General features: G+C 60.8%; 12 protein-coding genes, 1 tRNA gene and 1 pseudogene. 10 read left to right on the top strand and 4 right to left on the bottom strand.

Features of this window, described 5'->3' with window-relative positions:
* The coding region (locus J0I99_RS18465) for a 5'-nucleotidase (protein ID WP_291398951.1) at window positions 1-780 on the top strand (780 nt) is incomplete at its 5' end.
* 216 nt (window positions 781-996) lie between these two features.
* On the top strand, window positions 997-1,992 hold the full coding sequence (locus J0I99_RS18460) for a site-specific integrase (protein WP_291398950.1): 996 nt from the start codon (window positions 997-999) through the stop codon (window positions 1,990-1,992).
* A 130-nt stretch (window positions 1,993-2,122) separates the two neighbouring features.
* Here J0I99_RS18460 and J0I99_RS18455 read toward each other — a convergent pair whose 3' ends face one another.
* A complete protein-coding gene (locus J0I99_RS18455) occupies window positions 2,123-2,542 on the bottom strand; it encodes a hypothetical protein (RefSeq protein ID WP_291398949.1) in 420 nt (139 codons plus the stop codon).
* Between the two features lie 200 nt (window positions 2,543-2,742).
* On the opposite strand from J0I99_RS18455, the gene J0I99_RS18450 reads away from it, so the two are divergent.
* Window positions 2,743-3,111: a hypothetical protein gene (locus J0I99_RS18450; RefSeq protein WP_291398948.1), complete on the top strand. Its 369-nt coding sequence runs from the start codon at window positions 2,743-2,745 to the stop codon at window positions 3,109-3,111.
* A gap of 533 nt (window positions 3,112-3,644) precedes the next feature.
* On the opposite strand, the gene J0I99_RS18445 is transcribed toward J0I99_RS18450, so the two are convergent.
* Window positions 3,645-4,394, bottom strand: coding sequence for a hypothetical protein (locus tag J0I99_RS18445; protein WP_291398947.1), 750 nt, complete (start codon window positions 4,392-4,394; stop codon window positions 3,645-3,647).
* Window positions 4,395-4,699: 305 nt separating this feature from the next.
* The gene (locus tag J0I99_RS18440) at window positions 4,700-4,984 is read right to left on the bottom strand and encodes a hypothetical protein (RefSeq protein ID WP_291398946.1); all 285 of its coding nucleotides are present in this window, start codon (window positions 4,982-4,984) and stop codon (window positions 4,700-4,702) included.
* A 790-nt stretch (window positions 4,985-5,774) separates the two neighbouring features.
* On the opposite strand from J0I99_RS18440, the gene J0I99_RS18435 reads away from it, so the two are divergent.
* Together J0I99_RS18435 and J0I99_RS18430 are read left to right on the top strand one after the other, a co-directional pair.
* On the top strand, window positions 5,775-8,075 hold the full coding sequence (locus tag J0I99_RS18435) for an AAA family ATPase (protein ID WP_291398945.1): 2,301 nt from the start codon (window positions 5,775-5,777) through the stop codon (window positions 8,073-8,075).
* Window positions 8,076-8,160: 85 nt separating this feature from the next.
* The gene (locus J0I99_RS18430; RefSeq protein ID WP_291398944.1) at window positions 8,161-8,544 is read left to right on the top strand and encodes a hypothetical protein; all 384 of its coding nucleotides are present in this window, start codon (window positions 8,161-8,163) and stop codon (window positions 8,542-8,544) included.
* Between the two features lie 86 nt (window positions 8,545-8,630).
* On the opposite strand, the gene J0I99_RS18425 is transcribed toward J0I99_RS18430, so the two are convergent.
* Window positions 8,631-9,638 (bottom strand): HNH endonuclease, encoded by a 1,008-nt coding sequence (locus tag J0I99_RS18425; RefSeq protein WP_291398943.1) that lies wholly within the window; start codon window positions 9,636-9,638, stop codon window positions 8,631-8,633.
* A gap of 145 nt (window positions 9,639-9,783) precedes the next feature.
* Between J0I99_RS18425 and J0I99_RS18420 the strand changes: the two are divergent.
* From J0I99_RS18420 to J0I99_RS18400, 5 genes and pseudogenes are all read left to right on the top strand, one after another.
* A pseudogene (locus J0I99_RS18420) lies at window positions 9,784-9,999 on the top strand (hypothetical protein); the annotation flags it as partial.
* Window positions 10,000-10,019: 20 nt separating this feature from the next.
* On the top strand, window positions 10,020-10,811 hold the full coding sequence (locus J0I99_RS18415; RefSeq protein ID WP_291398941.1) for a hypothetical protein: 792 nt from the start codon (window positions 10,020-10,022) through the stop codon (window positions 10,809-10,811).
* Between the two features lie 547 nt (window positions 10,812-11,358).
* Window positions 11,359-11,435 (top strand) — tRNA-Arg (locus J0I99_RS18410).
* A 213-nt stretch (window positions 11,436-11,648) separates the two neighbouring features.
* Window positions 11,649-16,829, top strand: coding sequence for a DEAD/DEAH box helicase (locus J0I99_RS18405; RefSeq protein ID WP_291398940.1), 5,181 nt, complete (start codon window positions 11,649-11,651; stop codon window positions 16,827-16,829).
* Window positions 16,826-19,591, top strand: a complete 2,766-nt coding sequence (locus J0I99_RS18400) for a DEAD/DEAH box helicase (protein WP_291398939.1) — start codon at window positions 16,826-16,828, stop codon at window positions 19,589-19,591. Before J0I99_RS18405 ends, J0I99_RS18400 begins: the two co-directional genes overlap by 4 nt.
* The last annotated feature ends 2 nt before the right edge of the window (window positions 19,592-19,593 follow it).

The raw sequence follows: 19,593 nt of genomic DNA, 5'->3' as shown, positions 1-19,593 counted from the left end.
GAAATCGCGAACCGCCGCGTAGACCTCCACAGCGAACATCCTCGCCGACCCCAAAGGGGCCAGCCTATCCAGTGGACGACTTTTACACCGCCCGCGCCCGCACAAGCGCCGGCGCTTCACTGGATGGTTTTCTCACCGCCGTGCACACACGGTAGCTTCACAAGCGGGCGACCACTGGCTCCGTTCGCAACCGCCTGGGGCGTTGACCTGTTTCTTTCCAACGATGCTCCCGATGTCCGCGCTGCCATTACCGGACGGACGGCGGCTGCCCGCCTCGCGCGCGCTCCGACCCAACTCCATGACGGTCCGTCCAATGAAGTCCGCTTTGCCTTCGACGGCGATGCGGTAATTTTTAGCGAGGAATCCGACGAGATTTATAAGAAGCATGGCTTGGAGCGCTTTCTCCAGCACGAGACAAAAAATGCTCGTGTCCCAATGAACCGTGGACCGTTCGGCAACTTCCTCGTCAAGTTGTCGCGAATCCGGTCGCTCTACATGCGCCCCGATGGCATCAGCCGTGTCCGGATCGCCATCGTTACGGCCAGGAACGCGCCATCACATGAACGGGTGGTTCATACGCTTCGAGCATGGGGCACGCCAGCAGACGAAGCGCACTTTGTCGGCGCCCATGAGAAGGGGCCGATTTTAGGAGCGACCGGAGCGCATATCTTTTTCGATGACCAGGAAAAGCACGTCCTCAGTGCGAGCGGGATCGTCGCCGCTGGGCTCGTGCCAGGTCCGCATGCGCCTGACGAAGTTATCATCCCCGCCGGCGCCTGAGAGAGCGTTGCCTACGAAAGGCACGCCCAATGGCCGCACTGATCGCCGGAAGCCTTTGATCCTTCAGGCATCGGAAGACGCCAGACTCTCCGCGGTTCGCGCCGCGGCACACCTGCGCCACATCCAGCTCGGATTTCTCCGCGCCGCGCCTGGAAACCTCCTTGGCGGGCCACTGCAGGCGTCCTTTAGTCATTGGACGAACGAGGCAGGTCCGCAATGGCGACGATCAGAAAGCTCCGGGGCAGATGGCAGGCGCAAATTCGCCGTCGCGGCATGGCGCCCAGAGCAAAGAGCTTCGATCAGAAAGCCGACGCCGAGAAGTGGGCCCGTTCCCTAGAGAGTGAGCTCGACCGCTGCGGCATGCTGCCCGACACGCGTGTAGCTGAATCTACGACACTCCGGTCGATCCTGGAGCGCTACATGGTCGAGATCTCGCCCAGGAAGCGCAGCGCTCACACCGAGATCTCGCGGATCAAGGCATTGCTGCGTCGCCCGATCTGCCATCGCACGCTCGCGCTGCTCTCTACCTCGGATCTCGCGACCTATCGCGACGAGCGTCTCAAGACCGTGTCGCCGTCGACCGTGATCCGCGAGCTGAACACGATCTCACACGCGATCGACACCGCGATGCGGGACTGGGACGTCTATCTGCATCGCAATCCCGCGAAGCTCGTGCGCCGCCCAAGTCCACCTCGAGGTCGCAATCGACGCCTTCGTGATGACGAGGAGCAACGTCTGCTCGACGCTGCCGACAGCGGTAGAAACATCTACATGCGCGACCTGATCGTGCTCGCCATCGAAACGGGCATGCGCCGCGGTGAATTGCTGAGCCTGGACTGGGAGCACGTCGACCTCGACGCCCGCATTGCTCACCTGCCCCTGACCAAAAACGGCGACTCTCGCGACGTGCCCCTCTCCAGCCGCGCCCGAGACGTTCTCCAGCGACTCTGGGAAGGCCAGGGAAGCCCGTCGACTGGTCGAGTGCTCCCAACCAGCGAGAGCGCGGTTGTTCAAGCCTGGGGTCATCTGTGCGGACGCGCTGAAATCTCCGGTCTGCACTTTCACGATCTGCGCCACGAAGCCGTGTCGCGCCTGTTCGAGAAGGGCCTGAACGTCGTAGAAGTGTCTACGATAAGCGGACATCGCGAGCTGCGCATGCTCGCCCGCTACGCGCATTTGCGCGCCGCTGATCTTGTTGCGCGCTTGGGATAGGTTTGGAAGTCGAAGTCCTAGATTGACGCGTTCATGCGCTACAGGATGCAGGCAATCTGCCGGCCTCCTACGCTCTATCCTTGCCTGTTTGCGACAGGGCGTGGATGGCTGACCCCCTTGCCGCTTGGATTTAGCGGATGGCGGCCGCGCCACCCTGCCCAAAGGTCTGCGCATAGGTGAGGTTGCCGAAAACGAACTGGCCCCGCGTGCCGTCGCTCAGCCTCACGATCGCAGATCCAGACATCAGATCCGGCGTGCGGGTAACGACGATCTGCCCGCTCTTCCCGTTCGAGCACTTGCCGGCGAGCACCAGAGCCGGATTGGGGTCGCGCACCTGATACTCCCCCGAGCAGCGCGCGTCGCCTGGCGTCTGAACCCAAAACGTTCCGACGCCGTTGTTGAACGCCGTAATCTGGCCCGCCGCTGGCATCGCGCCGAACTGGCCGGTCACAGGCAGGCGAAACATTGCGATGGGCTCGCCAGGCTGCGACGAGACGCAGCCGCTCATGACAGCGGCCAGGAGGGCCGCTCCCCCAATTCTATAAGCCATGATGCCCCCCCAGGATCAGCGTGCCAGCGCGGGTAAGCGATTCGCGCGCCCGCGTAATCACCAATCATTCGGCGCCGAAATTTACGATGCTCACCGGCGCACCATGACTACCGCAACCTCCCACCTGTTTCCCAAGCCGCAGGGCTAGTGCCGATCCGGTGCTCCGATAGACGCGTGATCTCGACCACCTGGAGATCGACATGACACGCGCCTTCCGATCCGCCCTCGCTTCAGTCGCAGTAACGCTTTCGCTCGTGGCGAGCCCCTCACAGGCTCGCGATTTCACCAGCGCCGACGTCCTGGTGCTGGTCAACAGAGACGCTCACAATTGGATTTTCAACGCTGACAGCTTCCGCCTCGACATCGAGACGCTGCGCCTCCCAAGAGGAGCCGGAGAACAGGGTAAGGTCTGCGGGGCGATGGTGCCAATGAACCGCGACACGGGCACGAGGGCGTTTCAATCTTACAGCGCGACGCTCCGGATCGAGGGCGACAAGCTGGTGGTTAGCGGGATCTCGCCATTCTTCATGAAGCTCGACGAGCTCATCGCCGCGGAAATGTGTCGGTAGAGCCTAATCGGAGCTTGCGATGTTAAAGTGCCCGACACGCCGCGCCCCTACTGATACAATATTTGCGCTAACAGATCTCCTCGGGGATCTCATAGTGGCCTTGAAATAACGGCGCACCGAATACAGGACGGTCGCTATGAGGCGCCACACCGAACGGGATATCGGGCTAGCGCTCCCCTACTGAGAGGTAGGACGCCTAGGCGCAGGTTGCACCGGCAGCAGATCGCTGCAAACGCGCAAAAAAGACGGAAGCTCTGCGTTCGGCCGCATCTTCCGCTTCTGGTGCTGTTGAGTGCTGTGCAGCATCAGAAGGCTTCGAGATTCGTCTCGATAACCGCGTGATCCGAAAGGATCGAGATTCGGAACCGCATGCCTGGTCAATGGACGCCACCAGGCTGCAGCGTAGCTGCTGTCAGGTTCTCCAGCCACTTCGACGGAAGGAAATCTCTCTCTCACCTGCCACCACTTTTGGTAGCAGGTTTTGGAGGGAGAAAGTCTTCTCTGGAAGGAGCTGATCGACGATTACCTGACGCCTACGAGGGGTCATCGAGCTTTTCCATCTCTTTCAAACGTGTCCAGAGACGGTCAGCAGTTGTAGGCGACCAATTTTTTCCCCGAGAAGAACGAATTCCTCGAGTGTTGAGTTCTTTTGCAAGAACGCTGGCCGAGATCGACTCGGCGCCGGTGCTGGACAGGATCTCGCTCACGACTTCCTTCAACGCGAGTGCACGTCTATAGGCATTCTTTTGCAGCGTGGTTGCAGCGCGCTTCTGTCTCCGGTGAGCATCGGCAATCGAGATGGCCGCAAGCTTCTTCGGCATCCCGCTCTTGATCCGCACGCCTCTCAATTGGGAGCGAGTTTTCTCAGCGCGATATAGACTCTGCTTTTCCGAGGTCGCGTATGACGTCCACATGCGACCGTCGAGCGCGTTAATGACATCGATCTCCAAGGCGTCCAGCGCCTTCATGCAATGGATCGCGTCCGGAGCTTCCAGGTTTCGCATGCTGCCAAAGACATCGCCGATGAGCAGCGTCCCACTGATCGCCCTTGCGTCGTCGCATGCTTGACCGAACGCGGGATGGTCGACGAAGCGCTGCCGCCGATACGTCGTCACTGCGTGTCGCGCGCCCTTGCCGACGAAGCCGCGCTGGACTTGAACCGCGATGAGGCGATGTTGCTCGGCGACTGGGGCTAACGTCGCTAGCTCGGCGCCGGAGTTAGGGAGCTTGCGGACAACGGCAAAGATAAACGCGATCGCCGGCCGTTTCGATGTCGCGGGCATACACAACTCTAAGCATATGGCTATAAATGTATAGGCCTATCCCTCGGGAGGCCACCAATGATCCAGTGATATTGGCTTCCGGGAAAGTCAACTACGATAGCGCGACGCGAGCTTGGTGCGCGTGGTTTACCCTGGTCAACCAAGAGGGTGCATTTGGACAACTTGCGGTCAACCAACATGCCGAGAGGGCACCAGAATACCTATTTGGGGCGGCCCGCAAGGTAAACCACGCAGCGCGGAAACCTCTATGAAATCAGTCGCTGGTTGACCGTAAGTTTACCCTAAGTTGCCCTGGAACGCCGAAATCAAAAAAGATCTCGGCACACGACCTGCATTGCAGCCTGATGTCGCAGGTTCACTGATTTCGACATTTCGCAGCCTGGGGCGCAAATTTCGATTGGTTCTCGCTTGCAGGGCGTCCCCGGAGAGGCGCGCGCGATAGCGATGACCGCATTCGAATAGATGCCGAGACGGACCTTCACTGCGGATATCTGCGGTGCCGGAAAATCCCGACGACGAACATCTGGAGCCTCGCCGTAACCCAGGACGAAGGGAAGCTCACCGGCAGCAACAACCCGTTTGCGCTGCATGGGTCGCGCTCAGCGCTGCGGATCCAGCTCGTGACTCTCCCTGCGAATCCTAGGGCGCATCTGCGTCGTCACTGCGGTCGGTGGAGCGCTGCTCGAGGCTGGCCGCGATAGCGCATCTGAGGTTGTCAGATCCTGGCGCGACGCCAGCCGGCTCGCTTGGCGTCGGCCTCAGTGCAGAACCATCGCTCTCCGCGCCACCAATGCACGACGACGTCGGCATAATATCGCTGGCCTGGAACATGATAGATGCGCTCGCTGGTGGAGCTGATGTTTCCGCGGATCTGACAATTCGGAAGCGCTGCGGCTTTAAGCGGCTCGCGATAGATCCATATGCCGGCGCATAGGGCGGCCAGGGTAACGACCGCTGCGCCGCCTCCGGCAAGCAGACGTAGATCGAATGCCCGTCTTGGCCGTCGTGTTCTGAATCGAACAACTGTCATCAGGCTAGCTTAGCGGAGAGGCGCTAAGGTTCAGTGCAGCAGACCAGTCGACTTTGAAATGCGCGCGATACGTTTCCGCGGCCCGAACCGGTCCATCCGGCGCGTTCTCGCAGGGAGCGCAAGAAGCGCTCGCCGACCTATGTCACGTCAAGAGTCGCATGCTGCCGACGCCTCGGATCAGGATTTCCGCGGCGATGCGGCGCCGGGGCGCGAACTGATCGGTCAAATGCCTCCTGGCTTCTCCGGTTACCATATATTGAGATTGATTTTCTTCAACGATTAACGCCCAATCACCAAGGACGGCAACAGATCAGAAACAATCACGCCGTCTTCTTTTCGGGGGGCGAGCCGTGATCGAAGAAGTCGGCATTGCTAAAGTGGCGACCTATGGTGAAGATCCGCAGCGCCTTAACGGCCTAAGGCCGATCAACTTTCTGTTCGGAGCCAACGGATCGGGAAAAACGACAATATCGCGAGTTATTGCTGATCCTGCCTCATATCCATCCTGCACCATTGCCTGGCGCAACGGCCGGTCGCTAGAAACACTCGTCTATAATCGTGATTTCGTTGCTCACAATTTCTCTCAGCCCCTCCGCGGCATTTTCACGCTCGGTGAAGTCGCAACTGACACTTTGGAGAGAATTGAGGAGGCGCGCGGCAAGGTTGAGGAGATCGAAGAGCAGATCGGAAAGCTGAAGGCCACGCTGGGAGATCACGCCGGCACAACGGGAAAACATGCCGAGCTTCGCGCCTTGCGTGAGTCCTTCGAGGCGGAGTGCTGGAAGATCAAATCCGCCCATGATGCCCATTTCCAGGGAGCGTTCTCAGGCGTGCGTAATTCACGTGCCAGGTTCTGCGACAAGGTTCTCGAAGAGGCGGCCGCAAACCAGGCGGCGTTGCAATCTGTCGATGATCTGAAGGTGCGCGCCCGCACGGTCTTTGCCGAGGGAGTTGCCCGTTTACCAATACTGCAATCAATCAACGGCGCCGATCTACTTGCTCTTGAACAGCGTCCGGTTCTCTCGAAGAAGGTCGTCGGCAAAGAAGATATCGACATAGCCGCACTTATCCGCCGGTTAGGAAGCAGCGACTGGGTTCGAGAGGGGCTCCAATACGCCGCGGGCGCCGGGGCGCCATGCCCGTTTTGTCAGAAGGCCCTCGATGCGGAACTGCTTGCGAAGCTGAACGCATTTTTCGACGAAGCATACGTTGCCGACGTCGGGGAGATCGCTCGAACGGAACAAGCCTATGACACATTCGCTGGCGCGATCCTCGGGGTGGTCGATGTGGCGCTTGGCTCTGGCGCCACACATATCGACATCGAGGCGCTGCGGCCGTTGAGGGATCGGCTGCAGTCTCTCATCGCGCTCAACAAGCGCCACATTGAACGGAAGCGCAAGGAACCCAGCATGCCGGTCACGCTGGAGCCCCTCGACGAGGCGCTCGGGCAAATAGCCGCTCTCATCGAGAGTGCGAACAATCAGACCGCGCGACATAACGCCTTGGTCGACAATCTTGTCGCTGAACGTAAGACGCTGACTTCCGAAATCTGGAAATGCCTGATCGAAGAGAACAGGAATATCATTGGGCCTTACAGTTCCGGTAAGGCGGGCCTCGACAAGGCGGTTGCCGGGCTTACGGCGGGGATCGTTTCAAAGACGACGGATCTGAATGCGGCGCGTGCGGTGTTGGCCGAACTGGAAAAGGGTGTGACTAGTGTTCAGCCCACGGTGACGGCGATCAACAATACTCTGACGTCATTCGGTTTCACGAGCTTCAATTTAGCTGCCACTGGCGACAAAGGCCAGTTCTATCGAATTGTGCGCGGGGACGGGAGCGAGGCCACTGAAACGCTCAGCGAAGGTGAGCGCAGCTTCATCACCTTCCTGTATTTCTATCACCTGATCGGCGGCAGCACGACTGCCAGCGGCGTGAACGTCGACCGAGTGGTAGTTTTTGATGACCCGGTGTCCAGCCTCGACAGCGACGTGCTCTTCATAGTCAGTTCGCTCATCAAACGGATTTTGGCCGAGGCAGCAGAAGGCGGCGGGCGTGTGAAGCAGGTCTTCATGCTGACCCACAACATCTATTTCCACAAGGAGGTGTCGTTCGATCCTAAGCGGCAAGGAACTCGCCGAGCGCATGAGACATTCTGGGTGGCGCGCAAAGCAAATGATGCGACGATCCTCTCGAGTCATGAAACGAATCCGATCAGGACGTCATATGAGCTCCTCTGGTCGGAGGTTAAAAATCCGAATCGATCGAATTTAACGATCCAAAATGTCTTGCGGCGGATCTTGGAGCACTATTTCACGATTCTGGGGAATATGGACAAAGATGCGGTGGCCGCGAAGTTCGAGGGGCGCGATCAACAGGTCTGTGCGTCCTTGTTTTCATGGATCAATGACGGTTCTCACAATTTCACAGACGACCTCTACGTTACGGCAGATGACGCAACAGTTGCTCGATATCTAGCGGTATTCAGGCAGATATTCGAGGTAACGAACCATGGGGCGCACTACGCAATGATGATGGGGCACGAGGCGCCAAGTCCGGAACCTGTTCCAGATGAGGCGCCTGTTGCTGGGACCGCCACGATTCTGGTCGAAGTGGTGAAGCCGGCCGCTCTGGGGGAGGACGTCGGGGGGTAGGTTTTCCGGCCATACAGGGGGCACTAGATCGCAGGGTGCTTCTTCTCGACGACACTGACCGGGTAACGCGGAGCAAGGTGCGCGGATGAACGCCATAGCGGCTAGTGATCGCAGCGAGATCCGCGCCGGGCCTATTGATTACGCCGGCCCGAAGCCGGACGGCCCTATCGACCAGATCAGTGACGTCTGGGGCAAGCTCACGGCGATCGCCACCGTCTGCCGCGACCTCGAGGCAAAGCTGCCGATCAAGGTTTTGAATGACGTGGCGTCAGTCGCTACTACGGGCATCGGTAGTCGCGGCCGGCGGGCCAAGGAACAGATGATCGATGCGGGTTACAAGGAGATCCGCAGCCTGCCGCCGGAAGGTTGCAACGACAAGCTGCGCGCCAGGTTCGACAAAAACCTGGGCTACCTTGAGCGCAATGTGAATCAGCTGGGCAGCGCGATCCGGGCCGAGCGCGGTTACTAAGGGCGCTCCCTGGCTGGCTCGGCGGCGCCGAGCTGGTCAGCTGCGTTCAGAGCTCTGACGCTCGCCACGGACCACCTGAACGCGTCCTATGCAGCGTCCGAACTGAGGCGACGACGCGGCTGGCCGACGATAGCGCGGAGATCTTCGACGCTGAGCAGCGCGTTACGACGATGCAGCATCCGGTGACAGTTCGCGCAGACGAGAGCGAGATCTTCCAGCTTCGTCCTGTCGCCTGGTTGCAATGACGCGACCGGCTTTCGATGATGCACCTCGATGAAGCCGAAACCGAGCTCGCCATAGGCGGTTGAGAAGTCGAAGTCGCACGCTTCACAGACCAGGAGGCCATGTCGCTCGCGTGCCTGGTCGCGCTTCCGTTGGACCAGAGCCCGATTCCGCTCTCGGGACAGATGCAGGCGCAGGATCAGACCGCCTTCCTCGGCCTCGTAGAGTTCATCCTGAACGCTGACCGCAACGTCGTCGATCGCGGTTCGGATTGCGGCTGCCGCCCGAGCCAGTGCCTGTCGATCGTTCGCGAACGTGACCCAGACCTCTTCCTCGAGCTTGTTGCCCTGAGACAGGCCAACCTTGCCAACCGCCTGGAACGCGGGATCGAAACGCCGGAAGTTCATCATCTTCATGTAGACGCCGTTGGCGTTGCGGTAGGTCTCGCCTCGTTCGATACCTTTCCGGTCGCCTAGATGCTGAAGGAGCTGTGACAGCGCCAAAACCTCGGCACTGGCCTTACCGGGAGGGGATGCGGGGTTGACGAAATAGAGCTCCAGCGCGAGCACATGCTCGTCCCAGGTCCAGTCCACCCGGTCGGAGCGCCGCACCACGTGAAAATTCAGCTCCGTTAGCTTTCTGACGGCATCGGCAACGCCACCCGACAGTTCATCGTGCCTCAGCGGTCGTCCGTCGCCGGGGAGGTATTTGTGGGCGACGGCGACGATCGCCTTCGAGTCGTATTCGCGACCGTCGACCAGGAGCATGTAGTCCTTGGCTGTGCCGAAACCGTAGGTGCGGAGGAACGTCTCGCGTCCGAGATTGTTGAATTCGGCTATGGCCTGATGAACAGCAGCGACAGTCAGGGGCACTCGCATTCCGATCGATCCGGCTGGACATGCTTCATGTGACGAGCATAGTGAGCAGCTACCTGTCTGTCTCGTGCGAGCAACATTTTGATCCTCACCGCTGCTGTTTCGGCGCAACCTCACGCCAAATGCGAGACAGCTAACCCTCATGGATAAGCGGATCCTCACCGAGCGTGACATCTGCACGAAGTTCATCCTGCCAGCGGTCAAACGCGCCGGCTGGGACGAAATGGTGCAGGTCCGTGAAGAGGTCTGTTTCACCAAGGGCCGCGTTGTCGTGCGCGGCAAGCTAGTCACTCAAGGCAAGGCGAAGAAGGCGGACTTTGTTCTCTACTACAAGCCGAATATCCCGATCACGCTGATCGGCGAACTTGAGGCGGCGGAATGAGCGGAGAAACCCTGCTCGATGCCAACTTCTACAGCCGTTGCCTGGCCCATCTGGCCGAGGTGCGGGAACTCGATTTCGTTGTCCCGCACAGCTTACCCATCCCGTATTTCGGCGATTTGAAACGCTACCTGGCATCGCCGCTGCGAGTGCTGACCGCCGCCCTCAATCCTTCTAATCGGGAATTTCCCGACGATAAGCCACGGTTCGACGTAGCCAAGGGCCTTCAGGGACCAGCAGAACTGGAGGCGCAGCTCGGCGCCTATTTCAGGTGCCATCCGTATGGATCCTGGTTCAACTCGTTTGAGCCAGTGCTCAATGGGCTGGAAGCATCTTACGGGGGCAAGATGGCGAACGGAGACTATGCCTCGACGGCCCTCCACCTTGATATGTGCTCGCCCATCGCGACGTCGCCTACATGGTCGAAGCTAACGATTGAGCAGCGCGCGAAATTGACAACGGTTGGACGGCACATCTTCGAATGGCTTATCGATGAACTCGAACCTGACATCGTCGTGGCGTCCCTTGGGTGGGGGCACTTAGAGACGTGGAACGCGGACTTCGAGGCGGGACGACGCTGGGAACGCCTTGCCGAACACCGCACGGCCGCCAAGGGTAAGCTGCTGCGGGCACCCCTGTTGGTTCAGGTTGGCAGCATACCCTCCCGGAAGGGGCGCCCGTTGGTTTTCGTCAATGCATCGGCGGCCGACAAGCCCTTCGGACGGTTCACGACCGAACGCAAACATGAGACAGGGCAGAGGTTGCTCGCCCGCCTTCAGAGCGCGCAATGAGAAGTATCCGCTTCAGCCGGTTTCGACGCATTCTATCGCCGCGACTGGGATGCCGTCCGCATCGATAGTTTCGATAGACTCCTGTGATTTCGTTCAGAGTGTTGCGAACACCCTTCCGGTTCGCGACCCGCTCGCCACAGCCGCGGCGCGCCCGACACGATTCGAACGTATGACCTTTGCCGCACCAGAGCGCCGCTCCTTCGCAAAATCCCTCGTTGCCGAAGCAGCCGGGATCGGCTATCCACCTTCCACGGATTGCGCCCGTAGCTCAGCTGGATAGAGCGTTGCCCTCCGAAGGCAGGGCTAAGTCAAGCCTGCTGATCGAGGGTGTCGAAAAAATCGAGGGAAACCAAGCGATTGGTGAAACTCGGAGGACGCAACAAGATCGGTTCTGAGGTCGCGGAAGCACCGCGGAAGCAAGCTGAAAGGAGGTTCTGGAGGACAAACGGCGACAATCGGCAGGGCTAAACCCGCTCCGTTTGCGCCGATGCGATTACCTGATTCGGGATTGACCCTGCTCGATCTCGGACACTATCTGAACATTGATGCACCCGTAGCTCAGCTGGATAGAGCGCCACCCTCCGAAGGTGGAGGCCACACGTTCGAATCGTGTCGGGTGCGCCATCTCCTTTGATGGCGTCTGACTTTGCCCCCCGAGAAAGTGCTGGCGAAGGCACAACAAGGGACTACGCTACAAGTTTTGCGTAGTATGTCGATGAGCATGCTCTGTCAAAGCTCGTACCTTTTCCATAAGGTTCTCTTGTACGTGCGAAGAACCGAATAAGCGGGAGAGCTGCATAGAGGCACGGCACGCTCGAAGCTGTGGGGGAAATGGGAATGAAGGCGTTCGAATTCGGTCATCGTCTCGTCGATTCGTACGCTCGCTTCTCACGCTCTTTCAGCACCATTCGGTCTGAAGACCTGCATACCGAAATCGATCGACAGTACGAGGCCGGGCGATTCTGGCCAGATGCTTTGCTGTCGATTAACCCTCGGTTTCTTCAGGGGCCGACCGTTGACGAGTTGGTGGCCTCCGGTGATCTCGACGAAGCGACGGGCCGAATATTCCGGTTCGGACTGGCGCCTCTGCGGTTCCATCGCCACCAGGCGCAGTCCATCGCCAAGGCGCGGGCAGGCCAGAGCTATGTGGTCACGACCGGCACCGGCTCGGGCAAGTCGCTCTGCTTTTTCGTACCCGTGGTCGATGCAATCGTGCGCGCGCGGAAAGCGGGAAAGGCTCGTAGAATCAGCGCTATCATCGTGTATCCGATGAACGCACTGGCGAACAGCCAGATCAACGAGATCGAAAAGTTCATCTCTCAATCCGGCCTGCCTACAGAGATCCGGCCGGTGGTGCGGCGCTATACCGGCCAGGAAAGCCAGGAGGAGCGACAGCGGATCGCGGACAATCCACCGGATATTCTGCTCACCAACTTCATGATGGCCGAACTGCTCCTGACGCGGCAGGAGAGCCTCGACACCAAGGTCATAGAGAACGCAAACGGTCTGGACTTCATCGTTCTCGACGAGCTTCATACCTATCGTGGCCGCCAGGGCGCCGATGTCGCTGTTCTCGTCCGCCGCCTTCGCGACCGCTGCACGCCAGATAAGGCGCCGATCTGCATTGGGACTTCGGCGACCATGGCGAATGAAGGATCCGATACCAACCGCGCGCAGGCCGTGGCCGACGTTGCATCGCGTCTTTTCGGGGCGTCCATCGGGCCGGAATCGGTCATCGACGAGTCGCTTGAACGGGCAACGGACGATGGGCTGAAGCTCGATGACGTGCGGCCGAAGCTTGCGTCTGTTCTGACATCCGCGCTTCCAGATGTATTGACCGATGAGCTTCTGAGGAAGCACTCCCTGGCGGTCTGGACTGAGTTGGCAATCGGTCTGGATGACGCGCAGGAGCTTAAGCGCAAGAAGCCAATTCCTTTTGAAGAGGCCATCGCGCTCCTGTCAAAAGACAGCGGCGTGGAGGTCGAAACCTGCCGAACCAGCCTTGAGACATTCCTGACCCGCATCAGCCTCCCGGAAGCGGAGCGGGGCGGCACGGGGTCCGGCGCATTCCTGGCTTTCAAGCTCCACCAGTTCATCTCCGGCGCAGGCGAGGTTTTCACCACGCTGACCGAGAAGCCCCGAAATGTCCTGTTCGAAGGTCAGCTCGAAGATCCCAGCGCACCTGGCCATCGCCTCTATCCGACCAGATTCTGCCGGGAATGCGGACATGAGGTCCACGTCGTCACCAAGACTGAGGACGCTGACGGCATCCTGTTTCTGCCGAGGAACATCGACGATGCGCCCCTCGATGATCAGGAGGGGGACGCCGCGGGTTATCTGACCGCTACGGGAGACGGGGATCCCGACTACGCCTTCACTGGTGAGATCGAGAGCTATCCGGAGGATTGGCGCGAGGAGCGCAATGGCATCGAGCGGCTTCGGGCGAACAGGAAACGCCGGATGCCTCAGATGGTCACGGTGGCTCCCGACGGGCGGTACGATTCATCCGGGAAGAGCTTCTGGTTCATACCCGGCAAGTTTGGCTTCTGCCTGTGCTGCCTCGATCAGCCCCACCCCAGTATGCGGGAACGCACCAAGCTCGTGGGCCTGTCGGGCGAGGGCCGCAGCTCAGCCACGACGCTCCTCGTCTCGACTGCGCTGGAGTGGATGAACGGACGCAGCAGCGGCGTTCCCAAAGAGAAGCGCAAGCTCCTCGGCTTCACCGACAACCGGCAGGACGCTGCCCTTCAGGCGGGCCACTTCAACGACTTTCTATTCGTCAGTCTCCTGCGCGGTGCGATCCTGCGGGCTGTACTTGATGCCGGTGACGATGGCATAGCCGAGGACGAATTCGGCCTGCGGGTCGTGAAGGCGCTCGGATTTACTGCAGCCAACAAGGATGCACGCATCCACTGGATGCTGGATCCCGAGGCCGGCGCTGTGATCCGCGAAGACGCGCAGCGTTCTCTTGCGAAGGTTCTGGCCCATCGGCTCTGGACAGACCTGCGTCGGGGCTGGCGCTACACCAACCCAAGCCTCTCTGTCCTCAAGCTCATCGATGTCGCGTTCATCGGGCTCGATGCCATCGCCGAAGATACAGAACGCCTCACGGCCGTCCTGCCAGACTTGGGGGCGCTCGACGTGCCCAAGCGCAAGGAGATGTTCAAGAAGCTCCTCGGCGCCATGCTCGACGGTCTGGCTGTCGGCACGGAAGCACTCGATCTGACCGTCCTCGACACCGTCGCGCAGAAGTCGCGGAATCTTCTGCGGGCCCCCTGGGCCATCGATGCAAAGGAGACGCCGAGAAGCCGCACGACCCTGTTTCTGCAAGCGCCTGGCAAGGACCGCGTGGGGCTGCGGGAAGAACAGACAATCGTTCGGGCTGGGCACAATTCCCGTATCGCGCGCCTCATCAATCGCACTAGCGTCATGGGGACCAAACTGGGCAGGGCGGACTACCTGACGGTCATGACCGGCCTGATGGAACTCCTCGCCCGTGAGGGTCTCGTGGCGCGTGTCGATATAGAAGCGGATCTGCAGGGGTGGCGTTTGTCGCCGTCAGCCGTTCGTATCGTACCCGGCGAAGCGGTCCGGACGGGCACGGCGCAAAGAAATCGCTACTTTCACGATCTTTACAGCGAGATCGCTGCCGATCTGAAGGCTGGGAAGAGCAGCTTCTGGGGGCTCGAAGGCCGCGAGCACACGGCCCAGGTGGCCCAAAGACAGCGCGAATGGCGCGAGTGGCGCTTCCGCTTCGAGAAGGAAGATCGGGAGAACCTCGCCAGCAATGTCGCCGATCTCAAGGCGGCAGGAGAGTCAGAGCAGTTTCTGCCAGCTCTATTCTGTTCGCCTACCATGGAGCTTGGCGTCGACATCTCGGCGCTCAATGCCGTCTATCTACGAAACGTGCCGCCAACCCCGGCAAACTATGCCCAACGCGCTGGTCGTGCCGGTCGCTCCGGACAGGCCGCCGTCATCGTGACCTATTGTGCCGCTCAATCGCCGCACGATCAGTATTTCTTCGAGCGGCGCAACGAGATGGTGGCCGGCGTTGTCCGACCGCCAGCGCTCGACATCACCAATGAAGAACTCGTCCGCTCGCACCTGCATGCTGTGTGGCTCGCGGAAACGAAGCTCGCCCTGTCCTCCGACATCCCGGAGATCCTCGACCTCACGCAGACGGGCTACCCGCTGAAGCTGGAAATCCACGACGTAATCGACCGGCCCGAGCTGGCGACGTCGGCGCATGCTCCGATGAAGCGGATTCTTGATCAAATTCTCACTTCGGTGGAAGGCCGGAAACCGGTCTGGATGACCGAGCCGGATGAGTTCGTCACCCAGGTGGCCCAGCGCGCGCCACTGGAATTCGATCGGGCCTTTGATCGTTGGCGGGAACTCTACAACTCGGCTCGAACGCAGTTGATGGAGGCCAACGCCCGTTCGGAGATCACGGGACTCTCGGGCGCGGACCGTCGCCGGATCAAGGCGGCGCAGATGCAGGCGAGCGATCAGATCACCATTCTCGAACAAGGGAAGGCCTCGAACGGCTCAGATTTTTACTCTTACCGCTACCTCGCAACGGAAGGCTTCCTGCCGGGCTACAATTTCCCACGGCTTCCACTTTATGCCTTCATCCCCGGCGAGGGGAAAACCGGCTCGTTCCTTCAGCGCGCCCGCTTCCTGGCCATCTCGGAATTTGGGCCGCGCAGCCTGATCTATCACGAAGGTCGCGCCTACCGGGTCATGAAGGCGAAGCTACCGCCGGAAGTCCGGACCGGGGACGGATCGGAACTCGCTACGCGAGACATCTACATCTGCTCGAACTGCGGCGCCTGTCATGACAGCGAGGTCGAGCGCTGCCACGCCTGCAACAGTCCGATGGCGGGCGAGGTGCCGGTGCAGCGGACGCTCAGGATCGACAACGTCGAGGCTGCGCCCGCTGAGCGGATCACGGCCAATGACGAAGAGCGAGTCCGGCAGGGCTTTGACATCCAGACCGTCTTTTCCTGGCCGAGACGGGACGGCCGGGTGCAGATCACCGAGGCCGACTTCTGCTGCGAGGATACTTCGGTTTTCAACCTGCAATATGCCAACAGCGCCGAGATCAGCCGCATCAACAAGGGGCTGAAGCGGCGTGCAAATCAGACCGTTTTCGGCTTCCATATCGATCCGCGCAGTGGCTACTGGGCGAAGTCGGACGACGAAGATCCCGATGTCGATGTCCCGCCGGATGTCGTGAGGCCGGTTCGGATCGTCCCTATCGTCCGCGACCACAAGAATGCGCTGCTCTTCCGTTTCAGCGAGCCTACGGCCTATGCGCCCGAGACGATTGCGACGGTTCAGCATGCCCTCATGAGGGGCATCGAGGTCGTCTTCCAACTGGAAGAGGGCGAAGTTCTCGGCGAGCCGCTGCCCGCCCGCGATAACCGTCGCGCCATTCTGGCCTATGAGGCCACCGAGGGCGGCGCCGGCGTGTTGAGCCGTCTGATCGAGGATCCGCAAGCGCTGGGTAAGGTCGCGCGCGAAGCACTCACCCTGATGCACTTCGACAAGGTTGATGAAGCGATAGCAGCAGGCGACGCCACGCTACTCGTCAGCCGGGATGGAGAGGCTTGCGTTCGCGGATGCTACCGCTGCTTGCTCTCCTACTTCAACCAGCCCGATCACGAGTTGATCGACCGGACGAGCGATGAAGCGATGCAGATGCTGGTCGATCTGGCGCGCGGGCAGGTGGTGCTTGCTACAGCGCCGGGGCTGTCAGCCGATGGTGCAGGATGGCCGAAAGCTTTCAAGGACGCTGGGCTTCCGCCCCCGGACGGCTCCCCTGTCTGCTTTTTGGATCAGGAGATGAGCTTCGCATGGCGCAGTCACTTCGTCGCCGCTTGCGTCTCTCCATCGGCCGAGGCGACGCGTCAGGAAGCTGAAGCCAAAGGTTGGACGCTGTTCGAATTGCCGGAAACGGCTGCGGCAGGTGTTCCGAACGAGATGGTCTCGATGTTCGGAGAGACACCCCAATGACGATGAGTTTCGCCCCTGGAGATCTGGTTCGCGCCCGCGGGCGCGAATGGGTCGCCTTGCCGTCGCCGCAGGACGGCATTCTCGCGCTTCGTCCCCTCTCGGGTAGCGAGAACGATACGGTCATCCTCGACCCGCAGCTCGAGATACTCCCGGTCCAACCCGCCCGTTTCGATCTACCTGCCGATGCCACTACAACGGTCCAGGCGAAAGCGGCCCTGCTCGCGGATGCGATGCGTCTGACACTGCGCCGCGGTGCGGGCCCCTTCCGGTCCGCCGCGCAGCTCGCTTTCGAGCCGCGGATCTACCAACTTGTGCCCCTGCTCATGGCGCTTCGCATGCCGATGCCGCGCCTTCTCATCGCGGACGACGTCGGCATCGGCAAGACGATCGAGGCTGGCCTGATCTTGCGCGAGCTGATGGACCGGGGTGAGGTGGATGCGTTCTCGGTGCTCTGCCCGCCGCATCTCGTCGAGCAATGGGTTGGGGAGCTGAAGTCGCGCTTCGGGATTGACGCCGTCCCGGTCACATCAGGCACCGCTAGCCGACTGGAGCGCGGACTGCCCCTCGCTCAGACGCTGTTCGGCGCCTATCCCTTCACGGTCGTCAGCCTCGATTACATCAAGGCCGAGAAGCGCCGCGAAGGCTTCGCGCGCGCCTGTCCGGATTTCGTCATCGTCGATGAAGCCCATGCCTGCGTGGGCACGCACCGTGGCCGGCAGCAACGCTTCGAGCTTCTATCGGGATTGGCCCGGAATCCCGAGCAGCGGATGATCCTTTTGACCGCGACGCCGCATTCCGGGGACGAAGAAGCTTTCGCCCGTCTTCTCTTCCTGGTCGACCCTTCATTCGGCGCGATGGATTTCGAGGACACGCGGTATCGCGAGCGTCTGGCCCGGCACTTCGTTCAGCGACGACGTATCGATCTCGTCTCGGGGGATTGGGACGAAGATCGCGCCTTCCCGAAGCATGAGACTACGGAATTCGCCTATCGTTTGTCCGACACCCATCGCGCGTTCCAAGAAGTCGTACTCGGTTACTGCTTTGGGATCGTGTCCCGGGCCGGATCCGGGCAGCGGGAGCGGCGCCTGGCCTTTTGGGGCACGCTGGCCCTGATGCGCTGCGTAGGCTCGTCGCCAGCGGCAGCCCTGAGCGCGCTGCGAAACCGGATGTCGAGCGAGAGCGAGCGCCTCGAACCGCAGATTTATGATGATGACGGGGACGACGAGGACGCGGTTGATCTCGAACCGGGCACGGCCTTCGATGCCGATCCGGAGCTACTTGCGTTGGTAAAGCGTGCCGAGGAATTGGTCGGCAAGCCCGATTCGAAACTGGCGGCCTTGGTCGACGCGCTGACGCCCCTCATTAAGAAAGGTGCCAATCCCGTCGTCTTCTGTCGCTACCTGGCGACGGCCGAGCATGTCCGCGATGGCCTGCGCAAGGCTTTCCCGAAGCTGACCATTGAAGCTGTAACCGGCGTTCTTACGCCTGACGAGCGCCGCGATCGTGTCGCCGACATGGCTACCGCGGACGACGAAAAGCCGATCCAGCGCATCCTTGTTGCAACCGACTGCCTCTCCGAAGGTATCAACCTTCAGCAGCTCTTCGACACAGTCGTCCACTACGACCTGTCATGGAACCCGACCCGGCACCAGCAGCGTGAAGGCCGGGTAGACCGCTTCGGCCAGCCGGCGGAACTCGTCCGGTCGATCATGATGTTCTCGCCGGACAGCGCCATAGACGGCGCGGTGCTCGAAGTGATCCTTCGTAAGGCCGAAGATATCCGCAAAGCTACGGGCGTGACTGTGCCACTTCCTGAGGAACGAGGGCCAGTGACGGATGCGCTGATGGCATCGATGATGTTGCGCCACGGCGTATCCCCTCAGCTTACCCTTGATCTTCGTCTCGAAGACGGGGCCAAGGTCATGGAGGCGCGGTGGCGCGACGCTTCCGAAAACGAGAAGCGGTCCCGCGCGCGTTTCGCCCAGAACGCCATGAAGCCGCAGGAAGTCGCGCCGGAATGGGAGAAGGTGCGTACGCTCCTCGGCTCGCCGGCGGAAGCAAGGCTCTTCGTCGAACGAGCGATGGCGCGTTTCGGAGTACCTCTGGAGACCAGGAAAACGGTGCTTCTGGCACATGTCGACGCGCTTGATGCCGGCCTGCGCGAGCGGTTGAAGAAGCATGACCTGACTGGATCGGTGCGTCTGGCGACGGTCGAGCCGGCACCCTCAGGCACTGCGCTACTCACCCGGACCCATCCCCTGACGGCGACCCTTGCCGAGGCGCTGGTCGAGGCTTCGCTCGATCCCGAATCCCTGTCGAGTCTCGGCATCGGCCGGGTCGGCGCCTGGCCAACCGCCGCCGTCCAGCAAGTGACCCGCCTAGCTCTGCTACGTATCCGTTTCAAGCTCACCGTCCATTCTCGCAAGGAGCGGTTGTTGCTGGCGGAGGAAGCGGCCCTAGTCGCGATCCAGAACGACCGGATGGTGGCGGTTGGAGAAGCCGCGTGGGAATGGCTGAACACACCAGCGACGTCCGATCTGGCACCCGTCGCGCGCGACAGGTTTATTGCGAAGGCGAAGGAAGATTTGCCTGGTCTGCTCGACGGACCGATCGCCGATTTCGTCCGATCACGCGCGCAAGAGTTGATGCAAGACCATGCCCGCATCCGCGTCGCGTCAGGCTCCGCCTCGCGCGTCACGGTGGAGGCCATCCTGCCACCAGATGTGATTGGCCTCTTCGTGCTGATGCCGGGAGAGGCCTGAGC

It is taken from the genome of Devosia sp. (genome assembly GCF_017307495.1).
Taxonomy (GTDB): domain Bacteria; phylum Pseudomonadota; class Alphaproteobacteria; order Rhizobiales; family Devosiaceae; genus Devosia_A.
The sequence above is the reverse complement of the archived record's forward strand: the minus strand, read 5'-3'. Positions and strand labels throughout refer to the sequence as shown.

Bases quoted from the DNA above. Each gene is read 5' to 3' on its own strand.
- J0I99_RS18460 (WP_291398950.1), top strand. From the start codon at position 997: ATGGCGACGATCAGAAAGCTCCGGGGCAGATGGCAGGCGCAAATTCGC.
- J0I99_RS18455 (WP_291398949.1), bottom strand. From the start codon at position 2,542: ATGGCTTATAGAATTGGGGGAGCGGCCCTCCTGGCCGCTGTCATGAGC.
- J0I99_RS18450 (WP_291398948.1), top strand. From the start codon at position 2,743: ATGACACGCGCCTTCCGATCCGCCCTCGCTTCAGTCGCAGTAACGCTT.
- J0I99_RS18445 (WP_291398947.1), bottom strand. From the start codon at position 4,394: ATGCCCGCGACATCGAAACGGCCGGCGATCGCGTTTATCTTTGCCGTT.
- J0I99_RS18440 (WP_291398946.1), bottom strand. From the start codon at position 4,984: ATGCAGCGCAAACGGGTTGTTGCTGCCGGTGAGCTTCCCTTCGTCCTG.
- J0I99_RS18430 (WP_291398944.1), top strand. From the start codon at position 8,161: ATGAACGCCATAGCGGCTAGTGATCGCAGCGAGATCCGCGCCGGGCCT.
- J0I99_RS18415 (WP_291398941.1), top strand. From the start codon at position 10,020: ATGAGCGGAGAAACCCTGCTCGATGCCAACTTCTACAGCCGTTGCCTG.
- J0I99_RS18405 (WP_291398940.1), top strand. From the start codon at position 11,649: ATGAAGGCGTTCGAATTCGGTCATCGTCTCGTCGATTCGTACGCTCGC.
- J0I99_RS18400 (WP_291398939.1), top strand. From the start codon at position 16,826: ATGACGATGAGTTTCGCCCCTGGAGATCTGGTTCGCGCCCGCGGGCGC.